Consider the following 26,958-nt stretch of genomic DNA (forward strand, 5'->3'; position numbering starts at 1 on the left):
ACGTCGTTTTTAAAACCTCACCACTCATAACATTGCTCTAGAAACGAAAAAGCCCGCTGCTTATACAAGCAGCGGGCCTTTAAAGAAGTGCTTACAAGAAGCTTTGTTATAATCCGTAAGACATTAGACGCTGGTAGCGACGCTCGACCAACTCTTCAGTTGAAAGCGCTTCTAGCTTATCTAATACTTCAAGTACTTTTGTTTTATAACGCTCAGCCATCAAAGCAGGGTCTGTATGCGCTCCACCTAGTGGCTCTTCTAGAATTGTATCAACAAAGCCCAACTCTTGAAGACGGTCTGCAGTAATGCCCATTGCTTTTGCTGCGTCTGATGCACGCTCCGCACTCTTCCATAGAATTGAAGCACAACCTTCTGGAGAGATAACAGAGTAAGTACCATATTGAAGCATCATTAACTCATCACACACACCAATAGCCAATGCCCCACCAGAACCACCTTCACCAATAACGGTCGAAATGATTGGTGTTTTTAATCGTGACATGACAGCAAGGTTGAAAGCAATCGCTTCACTTTGACCACGCTCTTCAGCGCCAATCCCTGGGTAGGCTCCAGGAGTATCAATCAAAGTCACGATTGGCATATTGAAACGCTCAGCGGTTTCCATTAAGCGCAAAGCTTTACGGTAGCCTTCTGGACGCGGCATGCCGAAGTTACGCATGACTTTTTCTTTGACTTCACGACCTTTTTGGTGACCTATCACCATGATTGGTCGACCTTCAAGACGAGCAATACCACCGACAATTGCACGATCGTCAGCGTAATGACGGTCACCATGCATTTCTTCAAAGTCAGTAAAGACGTTTTGAATGTAGTCTAATGTGTAAGGACGCTTAGGGTGACGAGCAAGTTGAGAAACCTCCCAAGCACCTAAATTACTGAATAGGCTCTGTGTTAGAGTAATCTTCTTGTCTTCTAATCGGCTGATCTCTTCACTGATGTTAAGATCATTATCGTTACCAACTAGTCGTAACTCTTCAATTTTTTGTTCGAGCTCAGCAATTGGCTGCTCAAAAGGTAAGTAATCTAGATTCATTTTTTTACACGCTGCTATTTAGTTGCCTAATATTCTACAGAAAGTTCTAGCTTCGAACATCCTATCGCGCCGCTCCATTGGCGTTACGCGAGTGAAAGAATGATAAAATGGCGCTAAGTATACACTAACTGCACATTTTGTTTACCGTATTGTTTTTGAAGTTCATGAATTAATTCATCATCAGGACGAATTTTCCACTGCGATCCAAGCTTCACATCACCTGCCGCCTTACTGGTTTCAAACCCTATCACTACATCGCAGCCATCGCCACGGTATGGAGCAATATGGCGCGCCAACGCTTCAATTTTTTGTTTGGTAACGTCTTCTTCAAGCCAATCGATACGTAATGCTTCAACATAACGTATCCGCGCTGTTGCCATGTCTAACACATTCCGCGCCGCCACTTTTTGGCCACCACGAAATTCATCAAAACTTATTTCACCTTCCACTACAACCACTTGATCTGGGACCAAGTATTGTTTAACGCTTTCAAATGTATCAGGAAATACGGCAACTTCAATTCGGGCTGAGCGATCATCTAGGGTGATAAACGCAATATTGCCTCCGCGTTTACTCTTGGTAATCCGCATTTCCACAATAAGCCCCGCAATCACTTGCGTTTCTCGTTTGGGCTGCAAATCTACTATGCGCTGACGTGCGAATCGACGTATTTCACTTTCATAATCGTCTATCGGATGCCCCGTCACATACAGGCCTAGCGTATCCTTTTCTCCATCTAAACGTCTACGACCATGCCATTCTTCTTGCACACCGATATCGTCATACGCATTCTCGGTTGATTCCTCAACAGCAATACCAAACAAATCGCCCATACCAGCATCTTGGCTTTTAGCGCTTTGATCGGCACGCTTTAACGCCTCAGGAATACTCTCAAATAAAGTAGCGCGATTTGGTCCAATCGTATCAAATGCACCGGATCGAACTAATGCCTCCATGACACGACGATTAACACGTCGCCCTACTCGCTGACAGAAATCAAAAATATGCTCAAAGGGACCGTCTTTACGTGCCTCAACAATGGCCTCGATAGGCCCTTCGCCGACGCCTTTAATCGCTCCAAGTCCGTAAACGATGACACCTTTACGGTTTACCGCAAATTTATAAACTGATTCATTCACATTCGGTAAGTCGACCACTAACTTCATGGCACGACATTCTTCCACGAAGATAACGATTTTATCGGTATTTTGCATATCGGCAGACAGTACTGCCGCCATAAAGGGCGCAGGGTAATGTTGCTTCAACCACGCAGTTTGATATGACACTAAGGCATAAGCTGCCGAGTGCGATTTGTTAAAACCGTAGCCCGCAAATTTCTCCATTAAGTCGAAGATGTTGCCGGCAAGGTCTTTATCGATGTTATTCTTCGCCGCACCTTCCATGAAGATTAAGCGCTGCTCTTGCATGACTTCCGCTTTCTTCTTACCCATCGCTCGACGCAGTAAGTCTGCACCACCAAGCGAGAATTTTGCCAGAACTTGGGCAATCTGCATTACCTGCTCTTGGTACAAGATAATTCCGTAGGTAGGCTCAAGGACAGGTTTTAGGTCTTGATGCTGATAATCAGGATGCGGGAAAGCAAGTTCGGAACGACCATGCTTACGATTAATAAAGTCGTCTACCATGCCCGAACCTAACGGTCCAGGTCGATAAAGGGCTACCAAGGCGATAATATCTTCAAAGCGAGAGGGTAACAGTTTCTTAATGAGCTCTTTCATACCACGAGATTCCAGCTGAAATACCGCGGTTGTTTCAGCTCGCTGCAATAAGTCGTAGGTCGCTTTATCTTCTAAATCAATTAAGGCAATGTCTAAAGGCGGCTTCCCTTGACGCTCATGGATCTCATTGATGCTTTCTAGTGCCCAATCCACGACGGTTAGTGTTTTCAAGCCTAAGAAGTCGAATTTCACCAAGCCGGCTTCTTCTACATCGTTTTTATCGTATTGCGTTACTAAGCCAGTTCCATCCTCTTCACAGTAAAGCGGAGCAAAGTCAGTCAACTTAGTGGGCGCAATGACAACACCACCGGCATGTTTACCAAAGTTACGTACAGTACCTTCAAGCTTAAACGCCATCTCCATGACTTCGGCGGCTTCTTCATCACCTTCGATAAACTCAACCAATGCGGGTTCATCTTCCAACGCTTTTTTCAGTGTCATGCCGATTTCAAACGGAATCAGCTTGGACAGCTTATCACCCAAACTGTACGACTTTCCCTGAACACGAGCCACATCTCGCACTACCGCCTTCGCCGCCATCTGACCAAATGTAATGATCTGAGAGACGGCATTACGGCCATAACGCTGGGCCACATAATCAATCACTCGATCGCGATTATCCATACAGAAGTCGATGTCAAAATCCGGCATAGACACACGCTCAGGATTCAAGAATCGTTCGAATAGCAGATCGTATTCAAGTGGATCCAAATCGGTAATTTTAAGAACATATGCAACAAGAGAACCCGCACCAGAACCACGCCCAGGCCCCACCGGAATATCGTTATCTTTAGACCATTGAATGAAGTCCATTACGATCAGGAAGTAACCAGGAAACCCCATCTGATTGATAATATCGAGCTCAAAATTAAGGCGATCTATGTACTCTTGCTTACGCGCTAAAATCCGATCGCCACCTTTTTTCACCAGTAATTCGAAGCGATCTTTTAAACCATTATGAGACAGCTCACGGAAATATTCTTCCATGGTCATCCCCTCAGGCACAGGAAAGTCTGGTAAAAAATAAGTTCCTAACAGCACATCAACGTTACAACGTTTAGCAATCTCAACTGTATTTTCAAGCGCTTCTGGAAGATCGGAAAAAAGAGCCTCCATCTCTGATGCAGTTTTAAAGTACTGTTCTTCAGAGTATTTACGTTTTCGACGCGGATCATCAAGTGTTATACCATCACAAATACTGACACGCGCTTCATGTGCTTCAAAATCTTCTCGCCTTAGAAAGCGTACATCGTTGGTTGCCACAACAGGGCAATCAAACTGAGCAGCCAATGGCACGATCTGATGAATATAATCTTCTTCTCCTGGGCGCAGCGTACGAACCACTTCGGCATAATAACGCCCTGGAAAAGTACCCATCCAACGCTTCAAGTACACTTCAGCTTCATCCGCTCGGCCTTTTGCAAGCAAGAAACCTACATCACCAAAAACACCACCAGATAAAGCAATCACATCTTCTCGATGCTCGGCCACCCATTCGCGCTTAATTACTGGTCGCCCGTCCACTTGTCCGAGCTGATAACCTTTTGAAATCACCTCAATGATGTTCTTATAGCCTTTGTTCGACATGGCCAACAGCGTCATTCGCGTTCGCTGCTCAATCTCATCATTCGCTTCAAGCATAATGTCTGCGCCACAGATCGGCTTTATACCTTTCCCCATCGCACCACTATAAAAACGAATAAACCCACAAAGGTTATTTTCATCTGTCATAGCAACCGCAGGCATTTCATTTGCTTCTGCTTGATTCACCAACCCTTTAACTTTAACAAGTCCATCAACAAGGGAAAATTCGGTGTGTACTCTGAGGTGAATAAACGACGACATACAATTAACCTTCTAAGATTCTTTTAACCGGACCAAAACTACGGCGATGCAATTCACACACACCGTACTCTTTAATCGCAGCAAGATGTACCGCTGTTGGATAACCTTTATGCTTAGCAAACCCATAGTTTGGGTACTGATTATCTAACGCAACAATTTCACGATCACGTGTCACTTTTGCCAAAATCGACGCCGCCGCAATGGCCGCGTGTCGCGCATCCCCCTTTATGACGGCCTCAGCAGGACAGGACAACTCTGGCGGGATACGATTACCATCGATCAAAGCATGCTCAGCTTGGACTGGTAACGCTTCGATGGCACGTTTCATCGCTAACATGCTGGCATGTAGGATATTAATATCATCAATTTCAGCAACACTTGCACGCGCAATACTGAAAGACAGCGCTTTATTACAAATTTCTGAAAATAAGGCTTCGCGTTTTTTCTCTGACAATTTTTTGGAATCGTTCAAACCAACAATAGGATTATCGGGGTCAAGAATAACAGCTGCTGCAACCACATCTCCGGCTAATGGACCACGTCCCGCTTCATCAGCACCAGCCAGTAATATACCTTGATAAATTGCACTCTCAAACGGCTCGACATCAAGCATTACGAAGTTCCTTTGCGATCGCTCTTGCTGCTGCATCGCCCGCATTCTTACGTAGCATTTCGTGCAACGCTAAAAACGTGCTTTGTATCTGCTGGTCTGAAGCAAAGTCTTTCCACTCTCCTACTAATGCGTTCGCTAGTTTCACAGGCGTTGCCTCATCTTGCAATAACTCAGGCACGAGTCGCTTACGTGCCAATAAATTTGGCAATGACACATAAGGTACTTTGATCATGCGCTTCATAATTGCGTAAGTCAGTTTTGTAAAGCGATAAGCCACGACCATGGGACGCTTCACCAGCATCGCTTCTAAAGCAGCAGTGCCAGATGCCAACATAATCGCTTCGCCTGCCGCCATAACATCGCGAGACTGACCATCAACAACGACGGCACTAACGCCAACCTCTTTAAGAATATGCTCTATTTGCTGACGCCTTTCCTCATTCGCGGCAGGAATGACAAATTTAGCGCTGTCGACTTGCTGTTGAATAACTTTCATTGCCTCGGCAAACACAGGCATTAAACGGCTAACTTCCCCACCACGAGAGCCGGGCAGGATAGCAAACCAGTTGTCAGATAACGATAAACCTAATCGAGCACGAGCTTCTAACTTATCACTCTCCAGAGGCACCTCATCCGCCAATGTATGTCCAACACAAACCGCCGGAATCTGGTGTTGTTGATAAATTTCTAGTTCAAACGGAAACAGCGTGAGCATTAAATCAACAGATTCTTTGATTTTGAAAATGCGCTTCTGACGCCATGCCCATACGGAGGGGCTGACGTAATGAATCGTCTTAACACCTTGTAATCGAAGTTTGCGCGCCAGTGGCAAATTAAAATCAGGCGAATCTATGCCTATAAAAGCCGATACATCTTCTTCAAGACAATGGTTAAAAACCGCTTTACGAATGCCTAACAACTCTCTTAAGCGACCCAATACTTCAACCAAGCCCATGACAGACAATCGCTCCATCGGGAATAAACTATTGAAGCCTTGTGCAATCATCAGCGGACCACCAATACCTTCAAACACAGCATCCGGGAACCGTAGTTTTAAATGCTTAATTAGGTTAGCACCTAGAATGTCTCCAGAGGCTTCACCTGCAACAATGACAAATCGCTTTTGCATAATAATCATTAACCTTCATAAAAAAACCCCGAATGAGTCGGGGTTTCTTTTCAATCAGCCAAACACTTAACGGACTATGCCACGTTTAGACTGACGTATAGAGAGCACAAAGTCAGCCACTTCTGGTACATTGAAAATATCGTTCGCTTCAATGTGGCTCAATGCTTGTTCCAATGGCATTTTTTTCAAATACACCATTTTGTAAGCAGAGCGAAGTGCCCTGATCGCCTCAGCAGACATACCACGACGACGCATACCTTCGAAATTCATACCATGCGCTTTCGCAGGATCACCCGACACCATCATATAGCGAGGGACATCTTTAGTTACCATGGACCCCATACCACACATACTGTACGAATTCACTTGGCAAAACTGATGCACACCGGTATAGCCACCTAAGATAACAGAGTCACCTACTTTTACGTGCCCCGCTAAAGCAGCATAATTAGCAAGGATGTTGTTATCGCCAACAATACAGTCATGTCCAACATGCGTACTGGCCATAAACAAATTCCCATCACCAATCTGCGTAATCCCTTGATCTTGAATTGTGCCACGATGAATTGTCGCATTTTCTCGAATCACATTACGATCACCAATGATCAATCGAGTTGGCTCACCTTTATACTTTTTATCCTGGTTTACTTCTCCAACGGAAGTAAACTGAAAAATCTCATTCTGTTGGCCAATCGTCGTATGACCATTCACAACAACATGAGATTTCAACACTGTACCTGCACCGATCTGTACGTCGGGTCCGACAATACAGAAAGGGCCGATTTCAACATCACTGTCTAGTTCAGCTTTTGGGTCAACTATCGCAGTTGGATGTATCAACACTTATAGCTTCCTGTCAGCACATAGAATGGTAGAAGAACACACTAGCCCACCGTCAACTGTCGCTTTGACTTCGAATTTCCAAATACCACGACGTTCTGTCAAAATTTTCGCTTCTAACTGAAGACGATCACCTGGTACTACTGGACGTTTAAAACGAGTATTATCAGCACCAACGAAGTAGTAGATAGAACCATCTTCAGGTGTTTTATCCATGGTTTTAAAGCCAAGGATACCAGCTGCTTGTGCCATTGCCTCAATAATCAACACACCAGGCATTACTGGATGATCTGGGAAATGCCCGTTAAAAAACGGTTCGTTTACCGTCACATTCTTGTACGCAACAATTGATTCCCCGGGAGTTATCTCTACTACTCGATCTACCAACAAAAACGGGTAGCGGTGGGGTAAGTAACGGCGAATTTCATTCACATCCATCATTTATGCATTAACCTTTTGTTAAAAGCGTATTAACTTGTTTTTCCAATTTTGAAATTTGGGCAGCCATGCTCTCTATTCGGCGTAAACGAGCCGCCGATTTTCGCCATTTTGGTGTCGAGTCTAAAGCTGTTCCAGAAGAGTATGAACCAGGCGTATCAATTGAACGAGTCACCAAACTCATCGCAGTAACATGAACATTATCCACTAATGTAATATGCCCAGCTAACCCTGCCCCTCCTGCAATTGTGCAGTTTTCACCGATAATGGTACTGCCTGCAACGCCCACACAACCCGCAATCGCGCTATTATCACCGATTACGACGTTATGAGCAATTTGAACAAGGTTATCAATCTTAACTCCGTTGCCTATAACGGTATTTTCTATAGCGCCGCAATCTACTGTAGTATTCGCACCAATTTCAACATCATCGCCAATTATGACACCGCCAAGCTGATGTATTTTGTTCCACTGACCGTCGTGAGGAGCAAAACCAAAACCATCAGCACCGATAATTGAGCCGCTATGAAGAATACAACGCTCGCCAATCTCAACATGATCATAGATTGTCACATTGCCAGCCAAACGTGAGTCGCCCCCTAAGCATACGTGCTCACCAACCACTGAGCCGGGACCTAAATAGCAATTAGCTCCAATGACAGAATAAGCGCCCACCGTAACATTAGGACCAATCAATGCAGTATTCGAAACCCTAGCGGTTTCATGTATCACAGCCGTCGGATGTATTCGGTTTGCCCAACCTTCCTCTTGATGCTTAAACAGCACCGTTACTTGGGCATAAGCAAGATATGGATTACGAACAACAATAGCATTACGAACATTTTCTGCGTCGGTAGGATTACGCAATAACACCGCTCCGGCATTGCATAGGGTCAGCTTGCTGGCAAACTTGGGGTTCGACAAAAAACTCAACTGCTCTGCACCCGCATGATCTAAAGACCCCAACGAGGATATTGGGTACTCAGGATCACCAAATAGCTCGCCGCCAACGTGGGCGGCGATTTCAGAAAGGGTGTACCCCATCCATTATTTCTCTTTATTAAGTTTATCGATCAACTCTGCTGTGATATCAACAGACTCATTCGTATAAATGGCAGCTTGACGCGAAATCACAGCATCTATATTACGCTCTTCAATGATCTCTTTAAGCGCAGCCTCTCCTCGAGGTGTTAGATCTTGAATCAAACGCTGCTCCATTTGCTGAGCTTGCTGCTGCATAGCAGACACCATTTGACGCAGCTGAGCTTGCTTCTGATTCACTTCTGATCGACGCTTTGTCACTTCTTCCGAAGACAGAGTAAGCTCATCACGCTTCAATGACTCAACCATATCTTTTAATGTACGGTTTTCTTGCTCTAATCGCGCTTTCATTTGATCTACTTGTTGACGCGGCGCTTGAGCGGCTTGCTGACCCGCATCACTTTGAAGCAACGCTGCACGAAAGTCCAAAACCGCAACCTCCGACGCTATAGTTTGCGCACTTAGCAATGTCAATAGCGCGATACCCAATAGTCTTTTCATGTTAAATCCTTAACTTTATTAGAAGGTGGTGCCTAGCTGAAACTGGAACGCATCCGTCTCATCGCCTTCTTTGTCATTCAACGTTTTCGCAATGTTAAACGACAGCGGTGCGATAGGTGTAATCCATGTCCAGTTGAAACCGACACTGTAACGGATCTCACCAGCGTCAAACCCTTCTTCACAACTTGTACTGCCAGAGAAACAGTTATCGGTAAATACGTTACCCGCATCCAAGAAAATAGAAGTACGTACTGAACTGTGATCTTCAACCATAGGCATAGGGAAGATAATCTCTGCCGTCGCTGCAACCAGCATGTTACCGCCAATTGAATCGGTTTCAGTATTGTCATTGTAGGTGTTCTTAGGCCCCAATGATGATGCACTAAAACCACGTACAGTATAAACACCGCCAGCATAATAGTTTTCAAAGAATGGTAAACGATCAGTATCACCGTAGCCAAAACCATAACCTGCGCGCCCTTTCAAATGAAAGAGCCATAAGTTATTTTCGCTTATATTCCAATAAGCTTGTGAAAGTGCACCAATTTTGGTGTAGGTTTGGTCACCCAGTGGGGTCGCTACATCTAATGTTACACGATGGCTCACACCACCTGTCGGCAATAGACCGCCCACAATGTCATTATCACTCCAAACAACATTGGCAATCACATCATCAAACGAATCACCATATTGATTCAGGTAGTCCTGCGTCTCAAGCGACGGGTTCGCACCTAGGTCTACACCAGTGTTTTTAAGCGTCATACCGAAGCTTAAACGTTGCGTATCTGTAATTGGATAACCGAAATTAACCGATACACCAATCCGATCTAGATCGTAATCCTCTACATCATCTTCGTCGTGATCGCTGACTTGATAAAATAAACTGTAGCCTCGACTTACACCGTCAACCGTAAAATAAGGGTTGTCGTAAGACAGCGTGAGGTCTTTAGTCTGATTACTACGGCTCATGTTAAACGCTAACTTGTTACCCGTTCCTAAGAAGTTACGCTTAGAGATACCAAAACCGAGCACTGCACCTTCTGATTGAGAGTAGCCAACACTCGCTTGAATACTGCCAGATGGTTGTTCTTCAACGGACACATCGAGGTCAACCTGATCAACCGTACCCGGAACAGGGCGAGTCTTCAGATCAACGGTTGAGAAAAAGCCCAAACGTTCAATAGCACGCTTTGACGATTGAATTTTAGAGTGGGTTGCAAGGGCGCCTTCAAACTGCGTCATTTCTCGGCGAAGCACTTCATCCTTAGTCTCTGAGTTGCCACTGAAATTAATGCGACGAACATAGACTTGAGGACCTGGCGCAATATGATAAGTAATATCTACTTTGTGGCCAGGCAGTTTATTAGGAATAATGTTCACATTGGTAAATAAATAACCATCATCACCTAACTCACCGGAAACATTTTCCATAATCTCAGTCACTTGCTTACGCGAGAACACGTCACCAGTCTTTTGATTAATATGCTTCCAAATGCGATCTTCACTGATCGGTAAAGAGCCGCTTAAAGCCACCTCATTGATAGAGTACGACTCACCCTCTTTAACATTGACCACCACATAAACTTCACGCTTATCTGCAGACAGACTGACTTGGCTAGAAATCAACTCGTAATCTAGGTAACCGCGGTCAAGATAAAAACTGCGCAATGTTTCAAGATCGCCTTGAATTTTTTGCTTTGAATATTCATCTGCCGAACTAAACGGATTGAAATAGCCTGTCTCAGCCGACTGAAAATTCTTGGTTAACTCGTCATCCGCAAAATCTTTGTTACCCACAATATTGATGTGGACAATCTTAGCCGTCACACCTTCTTCAATGTCGACTTTCAAAGACACTCGATTGCGTGGAAGTTCTTCAACTTCCATATTAACCTGAGCACTGTAGCGACCCAAAGCGTAGTACTGGCGCTGCAGTTCTTGTTGAATCTGATTTAAGGTTTCTGGCTTGTAAAGCTCACCTTCTTCAAGTCCAGACAGGCGTAATCCGCGCTGCAAGTCCTCAGTTGAAATCATATCGTTACCATCAATCTCTATTTGACCAATGGTAGGACGCTCTACAACTTTGAAGATAACAACATCATCTTCTTCAAATACATCAATGTCACTGAAGTACCCCGTTGCAAATAGATTATTAACAGCTTCATGGACTCTAGAAGAGTCATAGCCTTGGCCTTGTTGAAAGCCGATAGTCTCGAATGCGCGTGTTGGTGACATTTGCAACAAGCCGTCTACACGGACGTCTGCAACGGTCTTCGCATAACTTTGAGCGCTACAAATTGCTAATACTGTGGCTACAAAGACTTTCACATATACCTCTCTACAAGCGGGCAATATCATTAAATAAAGCTACGGCCATCATCGCGAACAACAATGATGCACCGAAACGGTAGGCAAACCCTTGAATACGCTCAGAAACAGGTTTGCGGCGCACGGCTTCTATCCCAAAAAACAGCAGATGCCCACCATCAAGCATAGGTATTGGTAACAAATTCAATACCCCTAGACTGACACTTAAATACGCTAAAAATTTTAAAAACGACTGCACGCCTGAATCAGCAGATGCACTCGCAACCTTGGCAATCGTAATCGGACCTGACAAATTATCAAGAGAGATTAAACCTTGAATCATTTTACCTATCGATGACACAGTCAATGCTGTCATTTTCCAAGTCTGCTGCACACCATAAACTGCTGCGCCCAAAAAGCCAAATTCACGTGTTCGAATGTCATCATCGGACAACACTGGCGGCTCAACAGCTAACCCAGCAAACCCCATCACCGTTCCGTTTACTTCGCGGGCATCCGGAACTAATGACAGATCAATTTTCTGACCACTCCGATCCACCACTACATCAAGAGCAGTGTCAGGGCTCTTTTGAACCCAGCTAACGAAACTTTGCCAATCAGAAACCGGTTCCGCATTTATCGCTTTGACGGTATCGCCCTTGAGAAAACCTGCTTTCTCAGCAGCACCACCCGTCACAACCTCTGAAATGGTTGGTACAACCTGTGGCCGCCAAGGAACAACACCAAACTCTGAAATTAAATTACTTGGTTCTTCTCCAGCTAACCAGCGATTCAGCGTAAAACGCTCTTCACGCTCTAAGTTTGTATCTAAAAATTGGTAACGAACAGTATAGGTCCCAGTCCGTCCAATCAAGTCAGCTAACGCTAAATTTACATCTTCCCAAGAATGTGTAGCCACACCATTTAATTGCGTAATTTCAGCACCCGGCTCAATTTGAGTTTGCGACAAAGGAGAGTTTTCTGTCACGCTAGCCACTTTCGGAGCAATCGCTTGAATCCCCATGCCAGCAACCACAGCATAAATAGCAATTGCTAAAATAAAATTCGCAATAGGTCCCGCAGCCACGATAGCAATTCGCTGCCAAACAGTTTTACAGTTAAACGTTTGCCCCTTTAATGCTTCAGGAACATTCCCTTCTCGCTCATCCAACATGCGTACATAGCCACCAAGTGGAATCATGGCAAGTGTAAACTCTGTCCCACTGCGAGAAACATGGCGATAAATCGGCTTACCAAACCCTACCGAAAATCGCAACACTTTGACGCCACATAAACGAGCGATGTAATAGTGCCCGAATTCATGGAAAGTAATCAGTACACCAAGCGCTATAACAATGGATAAGATATTTTGTAGCATGTTATACAAACTCCGAAGCAATCAACTGGTTGGCCAGCACTCGTGCCTCATGATCGGCAATAAATACTGTTTCCAGATCATTGACCACTTTCGCATCAGACTGTTCCAATACCCGCTCATTTAAGCGAGCAATGTCCAAGAAAGATATTTTTTCTTTTAGAAACGCATTCACAGCAACTTCATTCGCCGCATTCAATATCGCCATTGCCGTTCCGCCAGCGTACCAAGCATCACTTGCTAGCCTAAGATTTGGAAAACGCTGTAGGTCAGGTGCCTCAAAATTCAGTTGAGCTAAGCGATAAAAATCTAATGCTTCAACGCCAGTGTCAATACGTGCCGGCCACGTCATCCCATAAGCAATCGGTATTTTCATATCCGGGTTTCCCATTTGAGCGATGACGGATCCATCTTTATAGGAGACCATTGAATGAATAATACTTTCAGGATGAACCACCACTTGCACATCCGCAGGCGTAACATCAAATAACCAACAAGCCTCAATCAACTCCAAGCCCTTATTCATCAGACTCGCAGAATCAACCGAAATCTTTTGACCCATAGACCAATTAGGATGCGCACAGGCCTGAGCAGGCGTAACAGACGCCATCTGTTTAGCGCTAAACGTTCTAAACGGTCCTCCTGACGCGGTCAACAAAATACTGGAAACATCTCGCTTACTGACACCAGCATCTGTTTGCGGCAAACACTGGAAAATAGCATTGTGCTCACTGTCAATTGGCATCAAGGTTACGTTGTAACGCGCTACCTCATCCATAAACAAACGACCAGCGGTCACCAGACTTTCTTTATTAGCAAGTAACACTCGCTTTCCTGCTCGAATCGCCGCTAACGTTGGGCGCAGCCCCGCAAACCCGATAATAGCGGCCATTACTTGGTCGCAACCATCGCTTGCAATACTCTCCATTGCTTCATGGCCCCACTCAAACTCCGTTGACAACCCCAAGCAACGTTGAGCCAACGCATCTCGTGCTTGCTCCGACCCCATTACCGCACGTTCGGGTTTGAACCGCTGACAAATTTCAGCCATTCGATCCACATTTGCATTCGCTGCGACACTCATCAATTGAAATTGCTCTGGATATTGAGCAATCACATCAAGCGTACTACTGCCAATGGAACCGGTCGCCCCCAGAAGGCAAATTTTCTGCATTAGACCCAACCTACAAGACAAAGAAGCAATACATAGATTGGCGCAGCAGATGTCAAACTGTCTACTCGGTCCATAACGCCACCATGCCCTGGAATCAGATGACTGGAATCTTTCAAGCTTTCATGACGCTTAAATAAACTTTCGGTCAAATCTCCTAACACAGAGGTTATTACGGTTACCAACGCAAGCATACTCAGAGCCAACCAATTCAAGTCGCTGTAAAAAACAAATACAGCCACTCCAATTTGTGTTAATACCATCCCACCAATAACGCCTTCCCAGGATTTTCCTGGTGATACCGCGGGCGCTAATTTACGCTTACCAAACGCCTTACCTGAAAAGTACGCTCCAGAATCCGCCCCCCAGATTAGCCCCATAAGTAGCAAAATCCACAGCACAAAATTACTGGACTCACGCAGCACAACCAGAGCACACCAAGTCGTTAGTAGAATCAACAAACCAAACACCATTCGAGCAAAGCGAGACTGCCACCCTCTTTCATCTGGATAACTAATCACCCAAAACAGTGCAATAAGCCAAAGTACTGGTGCCACCATTAACAGGAATCGCTGCAACTCGAACAGTGCAGCCCCATAACATAAAGTCACGACTAGACCTGCATAAGCGATGCGACCCTGCTGCCCTTCCAGACCAGACAATCTGGCCCACTCCCAGCCAGCCAGCAGCACGACACCACCCATAGCAAATTGAAAGCTAGATGCCTCTAGAACAAACACCGCATATATAAATAGCAGCGCCATAACGATCGCGCTAAGAACTCTTGGTAAAAGCATAAAAACTACCGGCCACCGTAACGGCGTTGACGTTGTTGGTAAATAGACAAAGCTTCATTAAAGCATTCGCCATCAAAATCTGGCCAAAGTACTGGCATAAAAATAAATTCAGCGTACGCAAGTTGCCAAAGCAAAAAGTTACTCACTCGCTCTTCACCTGATGTACGGATAATAAGATCCAATTCTGGCAAACCTGCTAAGCACACATGCTGACCTAAACGCTCTTCTGTGATGTCATCGGGCAGTAATTCACCGGCCGCCACCTGCTGAGCCAACACTTGGGCTGCTTGAGCAATATCCCAACGGCCGCCATAATTTGCTGCAATCGCAAGCACCATACCTTGATTAGTTGCTGTTGCCTCTTCCGCTAATGCGATCTGCTCTTGAAGGCTTTTACTAAAGCCTGATTTATCCCCAACAACAACAAGTCGAATGGAGTGTTCATTCAAGCGCTTCGCCTCTTTTTTCAAAGAACGCATAAAGAGTGCCATCAAACCATCAATTTCAGCCTGTGGACGCCTCCAGTTTTCACTTGAAAAAGCAAATAAGGTCAACACTTTTACACCACTGCGCGCAGCAGATTCAACCGTTTTACGAACGGCTGCCGCACCTGCTCGGTGCCCTGCAATGCTTGGTAAGTGCTTTTTTTTCGCCCAGCGATTATTGCCATCCATAATAATGGCGACGTGAGCAGGAACTGATTGGCCATCAACGACCAACATTTGGTTCGACATAGAACTACCTAGTCAGAAAAAAGGCAAGCGCACAGCGCCTGCCTTCTTACTCAGATTTCCATTAGATCTTTTTCTTTAGCAGCCAAACGCTCTTCAATTTGAGCAACATACTTGTCTGTTAATTTTTGAACTTGATCTTGACCACGACGTTCTTCGTCTTCAGAAATCTCTTTTTCTTTCACTAGGTCTTTTAGACTATTGTTCGCATCGCGGCGAATATTACGGATCGCAATACGACCGTTTTCGGCTTCAGACTTAGCTTGCTTGAAGTAGTTACCGCGAGTCTCTTCTGTTAAAGCTGGCAAAGGAATACGGATCAAACTACCTGTAGAAGATGGATTCAAACCTAAGTCAGACTTCATGATTGCCTTTTCAATTTCAGACACCATGTTACCTTCCCAAGGAGAAACTCCCAATGTACGAGCATCTTCAACTGTGATGTTCGCCACTTGGCTTAGAGGTGTTTCGCTTCCGTAGTAGTTCACTCTGACAGAATCTAAAAGGCTTGGGTGCGCGCGACCTGTGCGAATCTTTTTAAAGGAATTATCAACGGCAACGATTGCCTTGCCCATGCGCTCTTCCGCATCTTTTAAAATCTCGTTAATCATTATTTCCTCACTTAATAACGGTACCTTCGTCGCCACCGGTCATGACGTTAATCAGAGCCCCTGGCTTGTTCATATTAAATACTCGAACAGGCATTTGGTGATCACGCGTCAAGCAGATTGCTGTTAAATCCATGACACCTAACTGTTTTTCCAAAACCTCATCGAAAGTTAATGTATCATATTTCACTGCATTTTGATCCTTCATTGGATCAGCAGAATAGACACCATCAACTTTTGTTGCTTTGAGCACGACATCCGCATCAATCTCAATACCACGTAAACACGCAGCAGAGTCAGTTGTAAAGAATGGGTTACCGGTACCAGCAGAAAAAATAACGACATCACCATCTTTAAGATGACGCATCGCACGACGACGATCGTACGGCTCGACAATGCCTGTCATCGTAATAGCAGACATCACACGCGTTGAAATATTGGCTCGCTCTAGCGCATCACGCATTGCAAGGGAGTTCATAACCGTTGCCAGCATCCCCATATGGTCGCCAGTCACTCGGTCCATCCCCGCCTGACTCAACGCCTGCCCACGGAACAAGTTACCACCACCGATAACAATCCCTACCTCAACACCGATACCACGCAACTGGCCAATCTCTAGCGCAATCCGACTCAACACTTTAGGATCGATACCAAAGGTTTCATCGCCCTGTAGCGCTTCGCCACTTAATTTCAACAAAATGCGTTTGTATTTTGGATTCGTTTCTTTAGGCATTAGAACCTCCGGTAATGGTGAGAAGCCTGTATTGAGATCAGATAAGCTTAATCTCAATCAGTTATTCATAAAAAGGGGCAGTCAAGCTGCCCCTTAATTTGCACTGAAAACTTATTAGCGATTAGCCTTTAAGTTGTGCAGCAACCTCAGCAGCGAAGTCAGTCGCTTCAACTTCAATGCCTTCACCTACTTCTAGGCGAGCAAAAGAAGCAATCTTAGCACCAGCATCTTTCGCTAGCTGACCAACTTTAATTTCTGGGTTTTTAACAAATGCTTGCTCTTCTAGGCTGTTTTCAGCCAAGAATTTTTTGATACGACCGCCGATCATTTTCTCAACGATCTCAGCTGGTTTACCAGCCATGTCTGGTTGAGCTCGAATGATTTCTTCTTCTTTTTCAAGAACTTCAGCAGGCATATCTTCGCCACGCACAACACGTGGAGAAACAGCTGTTGCGTGCATAGCAATATCTTTTGCTAGCTCGTCACTGCCACCTTCTAGTTGAACTAGCGCAGCAATTTGACCATTGCTGTGTAGGTAACCAGAAACAACACCACCTTCTACAACCACTGCGCGGCGAGGAGTGATGTTTTCACCGATTTTCTGAACAAGCGCTTCGCGAGCTTCTAGCAATTCACCAGAGATCACAACTGCCATGTCCGTTTCTTTTGTAGCGAAAACAGCGTCAGCTACTTTGTTAGAGAAAGCTAGGAAACCTTCATCACGTGAAGCAAAGTCAGTTTCAGAGTTGATTTCAACCAACACACCGTAAGAGTTATCATCAGCAACTTTCATGATGATAGTACCTTCAGCTGCAGTACGACCAGCTTTTTTAGCTGCTTTCATACCACTAGACTTACGTAGTTCTTCGATTGCTACTTCAATATCACCACCAGCGGCTGTAAGTGCTTTTTTACACTCCATCATGCCAAGACCAGTACGTTCACGTAGCTCTTTTACCATTGCTGCAGATACTGCGGCCATGTTAATTCCCCTTGTACGATAACAATTTTAAAAAAGGGAGAGAGTCATCCCCTCTCCCTTGATCAGTAAGACCAGATAAGATCAGTAAAATTACGCTTCAGCGGCGTCGTTTACTTCAACAAACTCGTCAGCACTACCTGCTGCTGCCGCACGACCTTCTAGAGAAGCATCAGCGAAAGCAGAAACGTACAGCTGTACTGCACGGATAGCATCGTCGTTTGCAGGGATAACGTAATCAACACCATCTGGATCGCTGTTAGTATCAACGATACCGATAACAGGGATACCTAGCTTGTTAGCTTCTTTAATAGCAATACGCTCATGGTCAACGTCTACAACGAAAAGAACGTCAGGAAGACCGCCCATATCCTTGATACCACCTAAAGAACGCTCTAGCTTCTCAAGTTCACGCGTACGTACAAGTGCTTCTTTTTTAGTCAGCTTCTCGAATGTACCGTCAGCTTGTTGACCTTCAAGGTCACGCAGGCGTTTGATAGAAGTACGGATTGTTTTGTAGTTCGTAAGCATACCACCTAACCAACGGTGATTAACGTACGGCATACTTGCGCGAGATGCTTGTTCTGCAATAGATTTAGCCGCTGCACGCTTAGTACCAACAAACAATACCTTGTTTTTGTTCTCAGCCATTTTCTTAACAAGCGCTAGCGCTTCGTTAAGAGCAGGAACAGTGTGCTCAAGGTTGATGATATGGATTTTGTTACGAGCACCAAAAATGAATGGCTTCATTTTTGGGTTCCAGTAACGAGTTTGGTGACCGAAGTGTGAACCAACCTGTAGCAGGTCGCGCATTGAAACTGTAGGCATTTTAATATCCTTTACGTTTGGGTTAGGTTAACTTGCTAGCCCTAACTTCTCAGCCTTTTGAAATTTAAAGCAATTTCAGGCACCCCAGAGACGCTATTTTTAATTAGACAGCAAGGTCGTTAAATTAATTAGTTTTAGCTTACCCCTTTTCAAAAGAAATAAGCCGGCGTTTTATACCATAAAAGCGCAACATTCAAAAGCAGATATTCGTCTGTTAGCGCACCTTTGTTCATGATTTTTTCTTAAGTCAGGGCGAATAACCGAGTTAAGTCATGTAGAATATCTTCATCCTTAAGACTAGCGAAGATTTAAGACAGTTTTATTATGAGCAACGAGATTCTGCAAACAGTAAAAGAGTTAACTAAAAACGGTCGTGTTGATGTACCTCAATGGACGCCGCGTCCGAGTGCAACACGCTTCAATGACATCAATGATATCGAAGGCATGCGTACAGCGGGTCGCTTAGCCGGTGAAGTACTAACCATGCTTGAACCATTTGTCATACCTGGTGTTACTACTGACGAGCTTGACATTATTGCGCACAACTACATTGTGTCAGAGCAAGGTGCCATTCCTGCGCCATTGAATTACCATGGCTTCCCTAAATCCTGCTGCACCTCTGTAAATGATGTGATTTGTCACGGCATTCCGAACGACAAGCCGTTAAAGAAAGGTGATGTACTCAACATCGATATCACCATTATTAAAGATGGCTACTACGGCGACACCAGCAAAATGTTTTTTGCAGGTCCTGCGCTAGCGCACGCTGAACGCCTATGCAACATCACTCAACAAAGCCTTTATTTAGCCATTAATATGGTCAAACCTGGCGTACGCTTAGGGGACATCGGTGCGGCAATTTCTGAGTTTGCGCACAAGAACCACTATTCAGTCGTAGAAGAATACTGCGGTCACGGCATTGGTACGACCTTCCACGGCGAACCCCAGGTAGCCCATTATGGTCGCTCTGGCACAGGTGTCGTTTTAGAAGAAGGCATGACCTTTACGATCGAGCCGATGATTAACGCTGGCAAAAAACAAGTCAAACACTCTGGTCCCGATGGCTGGATTGCCAAAACCAAAGACGGCCGCTTATCAGCGCAGTATGAGCACACACTATTGGTGACAGCTGATGGTGTTGAAGTACTCACTTTACGCCCAGACGATACGCTTTAAGCCTTTCATCTAAGCAGTGCAACCAAAGAGGCCTTGTATGGACTTTCCAGCTTTTCCTGATGCCCCACCTTTGTTCAGCCAAGCCGAAAAGCATGAATTGGCATCCTCGAACACCAGTCCCAGACGGTTTCGAGAACTCTTAAATGAGAAAACAAAGGCGTATAATGACTTATTTCACGATTTATACCCTATCGAAAAGCTTGTCAAAGGCCTCTCAAGCCTCTACGACGAAGTAATGCAAGCCGCTTGGTTACGCGCTGGTTTAGACTCAGAGCAGGACGTTGCCATGGTCGCCGTTGGCGGCTATGGCCGTAGTGAACTGCACCCCAACTCTGACATTGATTTATTGATTTTGTTGCGTGATGACAGCGAACCCAAAACAGAGAAAATTGAAGCATTTATCACTTTTCTTTGGGATCTAAAGCTTGATGTAGGGCACGCCGTTCGCTCTGTCAGCGAATGCGCAGAATTAGCCGCCAGCGATATCACCGTCATCACTAACCTCATTGAATCGCGCACTCTGTATGGTTCCCCAGAACTACGAGCCAACCTAAAACTGAAGATCGATGTCAGCCAAATGTGGGATGGTGAAACATTTTATCGCGCCAAATTGGCCGAGCAAGAAGCCCGTCACGCTAAATACCAAAACACTGCTTACAACCTTGAGCCCAATCTAAAAGAGTGCCCCGGTGGCCTTCGCGATATGCAGATGATCGATTGGGTTGCAAAACGCCACCTACACACAAATCGGCTCAGTGCACTGATCGATAAAGAGTTCTTATCTGACGATGAATACACCCAGCTCAAAGGCGCCGTCTCACACCTTTGGCGCATTCGTTGGGCACTGCACACGATTGTAGGTCGTAAAGAAGACCGTTTATTGTTTGATCATCAACGAACGCTTGCCAAAGAGTTTGGTTTTGACGACGAAGATCTTAAGCGCAATGTTGAGCGTTTTATGCAAGGTTACTACCAGAGCGTAGCAGCAATTCAGCAGCTCAATGATCTATTATTACAGCATTTCGAAGAGTCTTTTTTATGCTTTGAAGAAGAACCTGAAATCGAAGTCATCAACGAACGCTTCCAAGTCACTAATGGTCAATTGGAAATTTGCTCTACTGAGGTGTTTCAAGAAACGCCGTCAGCGATGTTGGAAATGTATAAGATCATGGGAGATCGAAGTGACATCAAAGGCATTCGAGCCAATACGATGCGCGCACTTCGAGACAACTTAGAAGCCGTTGACGAAGACTACCGCAACAACCCGATCAACACAGCTCTGTTTTTGGATATTATCGCCAGCCGTCATCGCATGACCACCGTCCTTCGTTCAATGAAACACATTGGATTGCTAGGGCGCTATTTACCTGAATTCGGTGCCATCATCGGTCAGATGCAGCACGACCTATTCCATATCTATACGGTGGATGCCCACACCTTACATTTGGTAGAAAACCTACGCCGATTCTTATTGCCTGAAAGTCGCGCCATATTTCCTATCTCTTCCCAAGCCATCCGTCACATTGCAAAAGTTGAGCTGCTCTACATTGCCGGTTTATATCATGACATCGGTAAAGGCCGTGGCGGAGACCACTCCGAACTTGGTTGTGTCGATGCACGTGAATTTTGCGAGCGCCATGGCCTGAATAAACACGAAACCAATTTGATCGAATGGCTAGTACGTCACCACCTACTCATGTCAGTAACCGCACAACGTAAAGACATATCTGATCCAGAGGTTATATGGGAATTTGCCAGCATCGTTAAAAACCAAGAGCGGCTGGATTATTTATTCCTATTAACGGTTGCGGACATTAACGCCACCAACCCAAGCATGTGGAACAGCTGGCGAGCTTCTTTAATGCGTCAGCTTTATTTGGAAACTAAGCGAGCATTACGTCGCGGCCTAGACTCGCCTATTGATGCCGACATGCAAAGTGACGAACACAAACAACGTGCACTGGAAATTTTAATTGAGCGTAACGCTGACATTATGGAGGCGGAGAATATCTGGGAAGACATCGAGGAAGAATACTTCATTCGCTCAAGCGGTGAAGAGATTGCATGGAATACAGAAGCCATCCTCAACCATCGTCCTAGCACCAAGCCGCTAGTTGAAATCAGCCCTCTTGGCGGTCGTAACTTCTCCGGCGCTAGCAAAGTATTTATCTACACACCGAATGCCAGCCACCTATTCGCAGTCACAGCGGCGCTGTTTGAGCAAATGGGGCTGACCATTCTTGATGCGAAAATTAACAGTACGTCCTACAACTATACACTTGACACCTTTGTAGTAATGGAAAGCGCAGAAAATTGCGACACAGATCTCCATTTAGACCACAGCCGCATTGAATTAATGAAAAAAACCCTTATTGAGCAACTCGACTCTCCTTCTTTATATGAGAGTGTTGTTAAACGCTTTACTCCGCGCCATTTGAAAATATTCAATGCGCCTTCTACTGTGCATTTCGTGAGCCAGCCTGAAGAGGTTTGGTCGGCAGTAGAAGTCACCGCCCCTGACCGACCTGGCCTGCTGGCTTTAATCGGTCAGTTCTTTATGGAACACAACTTAATGCTACACAAAGCCAAAGTTGCCACTCTGGGGGAGCGCGTAGAAGATACCTTCTATATCACCGAAGAAAATGGCGATTTGATTACTGGCAGTGCACGCATGAAACACATCTGTGACGCCCTAAAACACAGCATAGACCGTTTTTCACAAGCTACGGAACAATAAACGCATGAATCCGCTGATCCACTCTTTACACCCATACCCATTTCAGAAGCTAGCTGACTTACTGTCTAGTGTTGAACCGAACGGTGAGCTTCCTGTTATCAAGCTCACTATTGGCGAGCCGCAACATGACGCACCAAGCATTGTGCTTGAGACATTAAAAAATGCTTTGGATGGTGTGTCTAAGTACCCTCTTACAAAAGGGGAAAATAGCCTACGCGAAGCCATCTCTGACTGGGCTTGTAATCGCTTCAACCTTCCTCAGCTGAGCGCTGATAGCCAAATTTTACCCGTAACTGGCACACGTGAAGCCCTATTTGCCATTACACAAGCTTTGGTGGGCGAGAAAAAAGATCCGTTAGTAGTGAGCCCAAACCCGTTCTATCAGATCTATGAAGGTGCTGGCATCTTAGCAGGCGCTGAGCTGCACTACTTACCTTGCGAAGCAGACAAACAATACAAAATTGATTATCAAGCCGTGCCCGATTCCATCTGGCAACGCTGTGAGTTACTTTTCGTATGCTCGCCTAACAACCCAGCAGGCTCAGTCACGACACTGGACGAGTACCGTTTCCTACTTGAGAAAGCAAAGCAATATAACTTTGCCATCATTGCTGATGAGTGCTATTCAGAGATCTATTTTGAAGAGAAACCGCTTGGCTTATTAGATGCCTGCATTCAATTAGGCAATCATGACTACAGCAACTGTCTTATTTTCCAGTCGCTCTCCAAGCGCTCTAACTTGCCTGGATTACGCTCTGGTTTTGTGGCGGGGGATGCAAGCTTACTGAAGCCATTCCTTCAATACCGCACTTATCACGGCTGCGCTATGCCCCTGCATCACCAACTTGCCTCAATCACCGCCTGGAACGACGAAGCGCACGTCGCTAATAATCGCGATATTTACCAGCGTAAATTCAAGCAAGTGTTAGACATCTTATCGCCTGTCATATCCGTGAGTAAGCCTGAAGCCGGTTTTTACTTATGGCCCAAGCTACCCATGAATGACGAAGAGTTCTGCACCAAGCTGTATCACGAAGAATCGGTATTGGTCCTTCCTGGTAGCTACCTTGGCCGCGACGTGGATGGCCATAACCCCGGACAAAATCATGTCCGCATGGCACTCGTTGCCGAAGAATCCGAATGTGTTGAGGCTGCTCAACGTATCGCACGGTTTATGAAAAAACACCAAAACCTTTAAATTATTATTTTAGGAGCACTTTCTCTAATGAGCGACTCTACTTTCGCAATTGGCCTTGGCATTGGTACCCAGAACAAAGAAGGTACTTGGTTAGAAGTTTTCTACCCATCTCCAGTGGCGTCTCCAGAAAAGAGCATCATTGATGCAGTCATGGAAAGCACTAACTACGAAGGCGGCAACGCAACGTTAGTACTGGATGAAAGCGATCTTAACCGCCTTCACCTAACACTTCTAAAAGCAGGCCATATCGAATTGGCTGAACGCGCCTCTCGACTGAAGCCATCGACTCAGCCAGTCGTACTTTGTGTACTAGAAGCAGATGAAGCGCCAGCAAACCCGGCTGAAGTTTACTTGAAGCTACAACTGATCTCACACCGTCAAGTACAACCGCACAAAACAAAACTTGACGGCATGTTTGGTCTTCTAGTCAACACAGCTTGGACAAGTGAAGGCCCAATCGATGTGCGCGAATTGGCAGACCGCCAACTAAGCGCTCGCATGGAAGGTCGCACTATCGAAGTATTCAGTGTCGATAAATTCCCTAAAATGGCGAATTTCGTAGTACCTACCGGCATTCGCATTGGTGATGCAGCGCGTATTCGCTTAGGTGCTCACCTAGGTGAAGGTACCACGGTTATGCACGAAGGCTTCGTAAACTTCAACGCTGGCACACTTGGCACAAGCATGGTCGAAGGCCGTATTTCTGCGGGCGTTGTAGTCGGCAATGGCTCAGACCTAGGTGGCGGCTGCTCTACAATGGGCACTTTATCCGGCGGCGGCAACATCGTTATCGCAGTTGGTGAAGAATGCCTAATCGGCGCTAACGCTGGTATTGGCATAGGTCTTGGTGATCGCTGTACCGTTGAGTCTGGTCTATACATCACAGCTGGCTCTAAAGTAGCCCTACTTGACGAGAACAACAGTGTCGTATCTGTCGTTAAAGCTCGTGAATTGTCAGGTCAATCCGATCTACTATTCCGTCGCAACTCGGAAACAGGTGCAATCGAATGCAAGACAAACAAAACAGCCATTGCTCTAAATGAAGCACTGCACGCACATAACTAATTAAGTGTGTCCTAATGCCGGAGCTCCCTTAGGACTCCGGCATTTTTGCAACTAAACAATAGGATAAACACCGTGACAACTATTTATGGCATTAAAAACTGTGACACGATGAAAAAGGCATTACGCTGGCTAGATGAGCATAAGGTCACCTATCGTTTTCATGATTACCGAAAAGATGGCCTTGAACGAGCGCAACTAACCCAGTGGATAGAGCAACTAGGCTGGGAATCAGTCGTTAACAAACGCGGCACCACGTGGCGCAAGCTTGATCCTGAAATACAAGCAACAATGAACAATGAAACTGCGGTAGAAATACTACTGGAGCAACCTGCCATGATTAAGCGACCATTGTTGGATCATGAGCAATCCCTTACACTTGGCTTCAAAGCAGAACAATACCAAGCAATTTTTCCATCATAATCCCCTATTTAATCGGTTATGACAGGAATATAGAATGCTCTCTCAGAATTGCTAGGTTCATCAGAACGATGAACCGGATATGCTTTTGGTGCTGCATTGACAGGGCGATCTCCCGTAATAACAGGGACATAGTAGGCTTCTTGAATATGAGAGTTTGAGCCACCTATAAGCGCACAACCTGTCAGCCATAAAGCGGTAAAACTAAGTAAGCCCAATTTCATTATGTCACCCTTATTAGTCTACTAGACACACGCTAAGGTAACGAAACTCAACGCAAAGGTAAAGAATGACGCAACTTACGCCTACTCTAGAACTTGCTCTAGATTTAATTTCACGCCCTTCTGTAACACCAGAAGATGCTGGCTGCCAAGATTTGATGATCGAGCGATTAGAGAAGATCGGCTTTAAGATTGAACGTATGCCGTTTGGGGATGTAAAAAACTTCTACGCAAAACGCGGCATCCAAGGCCCCAACCTTTGCTTTGCAGGCCATACCGACGTGGTGCCAACTGGGCCAGAAACGGAATGGAAAGCACCTCCGTTTAAGCCAGAAATCGTTGACGGCATATTATATGGCCGAGGTGCGGCGGATATGAAAGGCAGCTTGGCCTCGATGATTATTGCGGTGGAAAACTTTGTTGCCGAACACCCAAATCATGATGGCCAGATTTCATTCTTAATTACCAGCGATGAAGAAGGCCCATTTGTCGACGGCACAACGCGTGTTGTTGATGCATTAATGGCGCGCCAAGAGAAAGTAGATTGGTGCATCGTCGGCGAGCCATCTAGCACTAAAACTGTTGGCGACATCATAAAAAATGGACGTCGTGGCTCTTTCAGTGGCGATGTGACCATCTATGGCAAACAAGGCCACGTTGCCTATCCTCACTTAGCCATCAATCCGATCCATTTGGCCGCACCAGCTTTAGCAGAATTTGCGACAACCAAATGGGACGACGGCAATGAATTCTTTCCGCCAACCAGCTTCCAAGTGTCCAATATTCATTCTGGCACGGGTGCAACCAATGTTGTTCCCGGTGCGCTTAAGGCACAATTCAATTACCGTTTTTCCTCTGAGCTAACATTCGATGACCTAAAAGAAAAAGCATTAGGCATTCTTGATAAGCACAACCTTAAATACGATATCGAATGGACCTATAATGGCCTACCGTTCTTAACGAAACCTGGTGAGCTTGTTGATGCCATGGTTGATGCCATACAAACAACCGTCAACATCACACCAGAGTTATCAACCTCTGGAGGCACATCGGACGGCCGTTTCATTGCTAAGATGGGTACGCAAGTGGTTGAACTTGGTCCAATCAACGCCACCATTCATCAAATTAACGAATGCGTAGAGGCTGAAAGCTTGAATCAACTTTCCCTAATTTATCAGCGCATTTTAACTAACTTGATGGCAAAATAGGTCTATCGTGAGCAAGCCATTCGCTTTTCTTCATAAACTTGCTATCAGACTGGGCCAGAACCCAAGACTGGCCCTAATGAAGTTAATTCAAGGTGGGCTACTTTTTGCTTTTGGCGTGCTAATGATATTTATAGCCAACAATTTGGTTATAGAATCCATTCAACGAGAGCTCATAGCCCTGTTAGGTCTAATCATTTCAGGATTGG

At 45.3% G+C, this 26,958-nt stretch carries 24 protein-coding genes; 6 read left to right on the forward strand and 18 right to left on the reverse strand.

Annotated elements, in window-relative coordinates:
- Positions 1-106: 106 nt before the first annotated feature.
- The 17 genes from accA to rpsB form a co-directional block, all read right to left on the reverse strand.
- Positions 107-1,054 (reverse strand): acetyl-CoA carboxylase carboxyl transferase subunit alpha, encoded by a 948-nt coding sequence (gene accA, locus AYW76_RS03930; RefSeq protein WP_067216126.1) that lies wholly within the window; start codon positions 1,052-1,054, stop codon positions 107-109.
- Between the two features lie 113 nt (positions 1,055-1,167).
- Positions 1,168-4,638: a DNA polymerase III subunit alpha gene (gene dnaE, locus AYW76_RS03935; RefSeq protein ID WP_067216129.1), complete on the reverse strand. Its 3,471-nt coding sequence runs from the start codon at positions 4,636-4,638 to the stop codon at positions 1,168-1,170.
- 4 nt (positions 4,639-4,642) lie between these two features.
- Complete coding sequence (rnhB, locus tag AYW76_RS03940; protein ID WP_231872546.1) at positions 4,643-5,251, reverse strand: ribonuclease HII; 609 nt, start codon at positions 5,249-5,251, stop codon at positions 4,643-4,645.
- Positions 5,244-6,380, reverse strand: coding sequence for a lipid-A-disaccharide synthase (lpxB, locus tag AYW76_RS03945; RefSeq protein WP_067032626.1), 1,137 nt, complete (start codon positions 6,378-6,380; stop codon positions 5,244-5,246). Before lpxB ends, rnhB begins: the two co-directional genes overlap by 8 nt.
- Before the next feature lie 66 nt (positions 6,381-6,446).
- Positions 6,447-7,223: an acyl-ACP--UDP-N-acetylglucosamine O-acyltransferase gene (lpxA, locus tag AYW76_RS03950; protein ID WP_197467762.1), complete on the reverse strand. Its 777-nt coding sequence runs from the start codon at positions 7,221-7,223 to the stop codon at positions 6,447-6,449.
- Positions 7,224-7,661, reverse strand: a complete 438-nt coding sequence (gene fabZ / locus AYW76_RS03955) for a 3-hydroxyacyl-ACP dehydratase FabZ (protein WP_067031502.1) — start codon at positions 7,659-7,661, stop codon at positions 7,224-7,226.
- 7 nt (positions 7,662-7,668) lie between these two features.
- Entirely contained in the window at positions 7,669-8,703 is a 1,035-nt protein-coding gene (gene lpxD / locus AYW76_RS03960) for a UDP-3-O-(3-hydroxymyristoyl)glucosamine N-acyltransferase (protein WP_067216131.1), read from the reverse strand.
- A gap of 3 nt (positions 8,704-8,706) precedes the next feature.
- Positions 8,707-9,201 (reverse strand): OmpH family outer membrane protein, encoded by a 495-nt coding sequence (locus tag AYW76_RS03965; RefSeq protein WP_067216134.1) that lies wholly within the window; start codon positions 9,199-9,201, stop codon positions 8,707-8,709.
- 18 nt (positions 9,202-9,219) lie between these two features.
- Positions 9,220-11,529, reverse strand: a complete 2,310-nt coding sequence (gene bamA, locus AYW76_RS03970; protein ID WP_231872547.1) for an outer membrane protein assembly factor BamA — start codon at positions 11,527-11,529, stop codon at positions 9,220-9,222.
- A 10-nt stretch (positions 11,530-11,539) separates the two neighbouring features.
- Positions 11,540-12,886, reverse strand: coding sequence for an RIP metalloprotease RseP (rseP, locus tag AYW76_RS03975; RefSeq protein WP_067216138.1), 1,347 nt, complete (start codon positions 12,884-12,886; stop codon positions 11,540-11,542).
- 1 nt (position 12,887) lies between these two features.
- Positions 12,888-14,057 (reverse strand): 1-deoxy-D-xylulose-5-phosphate reductoisomerase, encoded by a 1,170-nt coding sequence (gene ispC / locus AYW76_RS03980; RefSeq protein ID WP_067216141.1) that lies wholly within the window; start codon positions 14,055-14,057, stop codon positions 12,888-12,890.
- Complete coding sequence (locus AYW76_RS03985; protein WP_067216145.1) at positions 14,057-14,851, reverse strand: phosphatidate cytidylyltransferase; 795 nt, start codon at positions 14,849-14,851, stop codon at positions 14,057-14,059. Before AYW76_RS03985 ends, ispC begins: the two co-directional genes overlap by 1 nt.
- 5 nt (positions 14,852-14,856) lie before the next feature.
- Positions 14,857-15,585 (reverse strand): polyprenyl diphosphate synthase, encoded by a 729-nt coding sequence (gene uppS, locus AYW76_RS03990; protein WP_139084474.1) that lies wholly within the window; start codon positions 15,583-15,585, stop codon positions 14,857-14,859.
- A gap of 50 nt (positions 15,586-15,635) precedes the next feature.
- On the reverse strand, positions 15,636-16,193 hold the full coding sequence (gene frr / locus AYW76_RS03995; protein ID WP_067031523.1) for a ribosome recycling factor: 558 nt from the start codon (positions 16,191-16,193) through the stop codon (positions 15,636-15,638).
- Between the two features lie 7 nt (positions 16,194-16,200).
- Positions 16,201-16,923: a UMP kinase gene (gene pyrH, locus AYW76_RS04000; protein ID WP_067031526.1), complete on the reverse strand. Its 723-nt coding sequence runs from the start codon at positions 16,921-16,923 to the stop codon at positions 16,201-16,203.
- A gap of 121 nt (positions 16,924-17,044) precedes the next feature.
- Positions 17,045-17,905 carry a translation elongation factor Ts gene (gene tsf, locus AYW76_RS04005; protein ID WP_067031529.1) on the reverse strand — a complete coding sequence of 287 codons (861 nt, stop codon included), beginning with the start codon at positions 17,903-17,905 and terminating at the stop codon, positions 17,045-17,047.
- A gap of 90 nt (positions 17,906-17,995) precedes the next feature.
- Positions 17,996-18,730 (reverse strand): 30S ribosomal protein S2, encoded by a 735-nt coding sequence (gene rpsB, locus AYW76_RS04010; protein ID WP_067031531.1) that lies wholly within the window; start codon positions 18,728-18,730, stop codon positions 17,996-17,998.
- A gap of 324 nt (positions 18,731-19,054) precedes the next feature.
- Between rpsB and map the strand changes: the two genes are divergently transcribed.
- The 5 genes from map to AYW76_RS04035 all read left to right on the forward strand — a co-directional run bounded on the left by map (position 19,055) and on the right by AYW76_RS04035 (position 25,326).
- A complete protein-coding gene (gene map, locus AYW76_RS04015) occupies positions 19,055-19,906 on the forward strand; it encodes a type I methionyl aminopeptidase (protein ID WP_082866097.1) in 852 nt (283 codons plus the stop codon).
- A 37-nt stretch (positions 19,907-19,943) separates the two neighbouring features.
- Positions 19,944-22,643 (forward strand): [protein-PII] uridylyltransferase, encoded by a 2,700-nt coding sequence (gene glnD / locus AYW76_RS04020; protein WP_067216148.1) that lies wholly within the window; start codon positions 19,944-19,946, stop codon positions 22,641-22,643.
- A 4-nt stretch (positions 22,644-22,647) separates the two neighbouring features.
- Positions 22,648-23,841, forward strand: coding sequence for a succinyldiaminopimelate transaminase (gene dapC / locus AYW76_RS04025; RefSeq protein ID WP_067216150.1), 1,194 nt, complete (start codon positions 22,648-22,650; stop codon positions 23,839-23,841).
- Between the two features lie 27 nt (positions 23,842-23,868).
- The gene (dapD, locus tag AYW76_RS04030) at positions 23,869-24,906 is read left to right on the forward strand and encodes a 2,3,4,5-tetrahydropyridine-2,6-dicarboxylate N-succinyltransferase (protein ID WP_067216153.1); all 1,038 of its coding nucleotides are present in this window, start codon (positions 23,869-23,871) and stop codon (positions 24,904-24,906) included.
- A gap of 72 nt (positions 24,907-24,978) precedes the next feature.
- Complete coding sequence (locus AYW76_RS04035) at positions 24,979-25,326, forward strand: ArsC family reductase (RefSeq protein ID WP_082866098.1); 348 nt, start codon at positions 24,979-24,981, stop codon at positions 25,324-25,326.
- A gap of 8 nt (positions 25,327-25,334) precedes the next feature.
- Here AYW76_RS04035 and AYW76_RS04040 read toward each other — a convergent pair whose 3' ends face one another.
- On the reverse strand, positions 25,335-25,547 hold the full coding sequence (locus AYW76_RS04040) for a hypothetical protein (protein ID WP_067216157.1): 213 nt from the start codon (positions 25,545-25,547) through the stop codon (positions 25,335-25,337).
- A 65-nt stretch (positions 25,548-25,612) separates the two neighbouring features.
- Between AYW76_RS04040 and dapE the strand changes: the two genes are divergently transcribed.
- Complete coding sequence (gene dapE / locus AYW76_RS04045; protein ID WP_067216161.1) at positions 25,613-26,752, forward strand: succinyl-diaminopimelate desuccinylase; 1,140 nt, start codon at positions 25,613-25,615, stop codon at positions 26,750-26,752.
- Positions 26,753-26,958 lie beyond the last annotated feature (206 nt).

The organism is Marinomonas gallaica (genome assembly GCF_001639745.1).
Taxonomy (GTDB): domain Bacteria; phylum Pseudomonadota; class Gammaproteobacteria; order Pseudomonadales; family Marinomonadaceae; genus Marinomonas; species Marinomonas gallaica.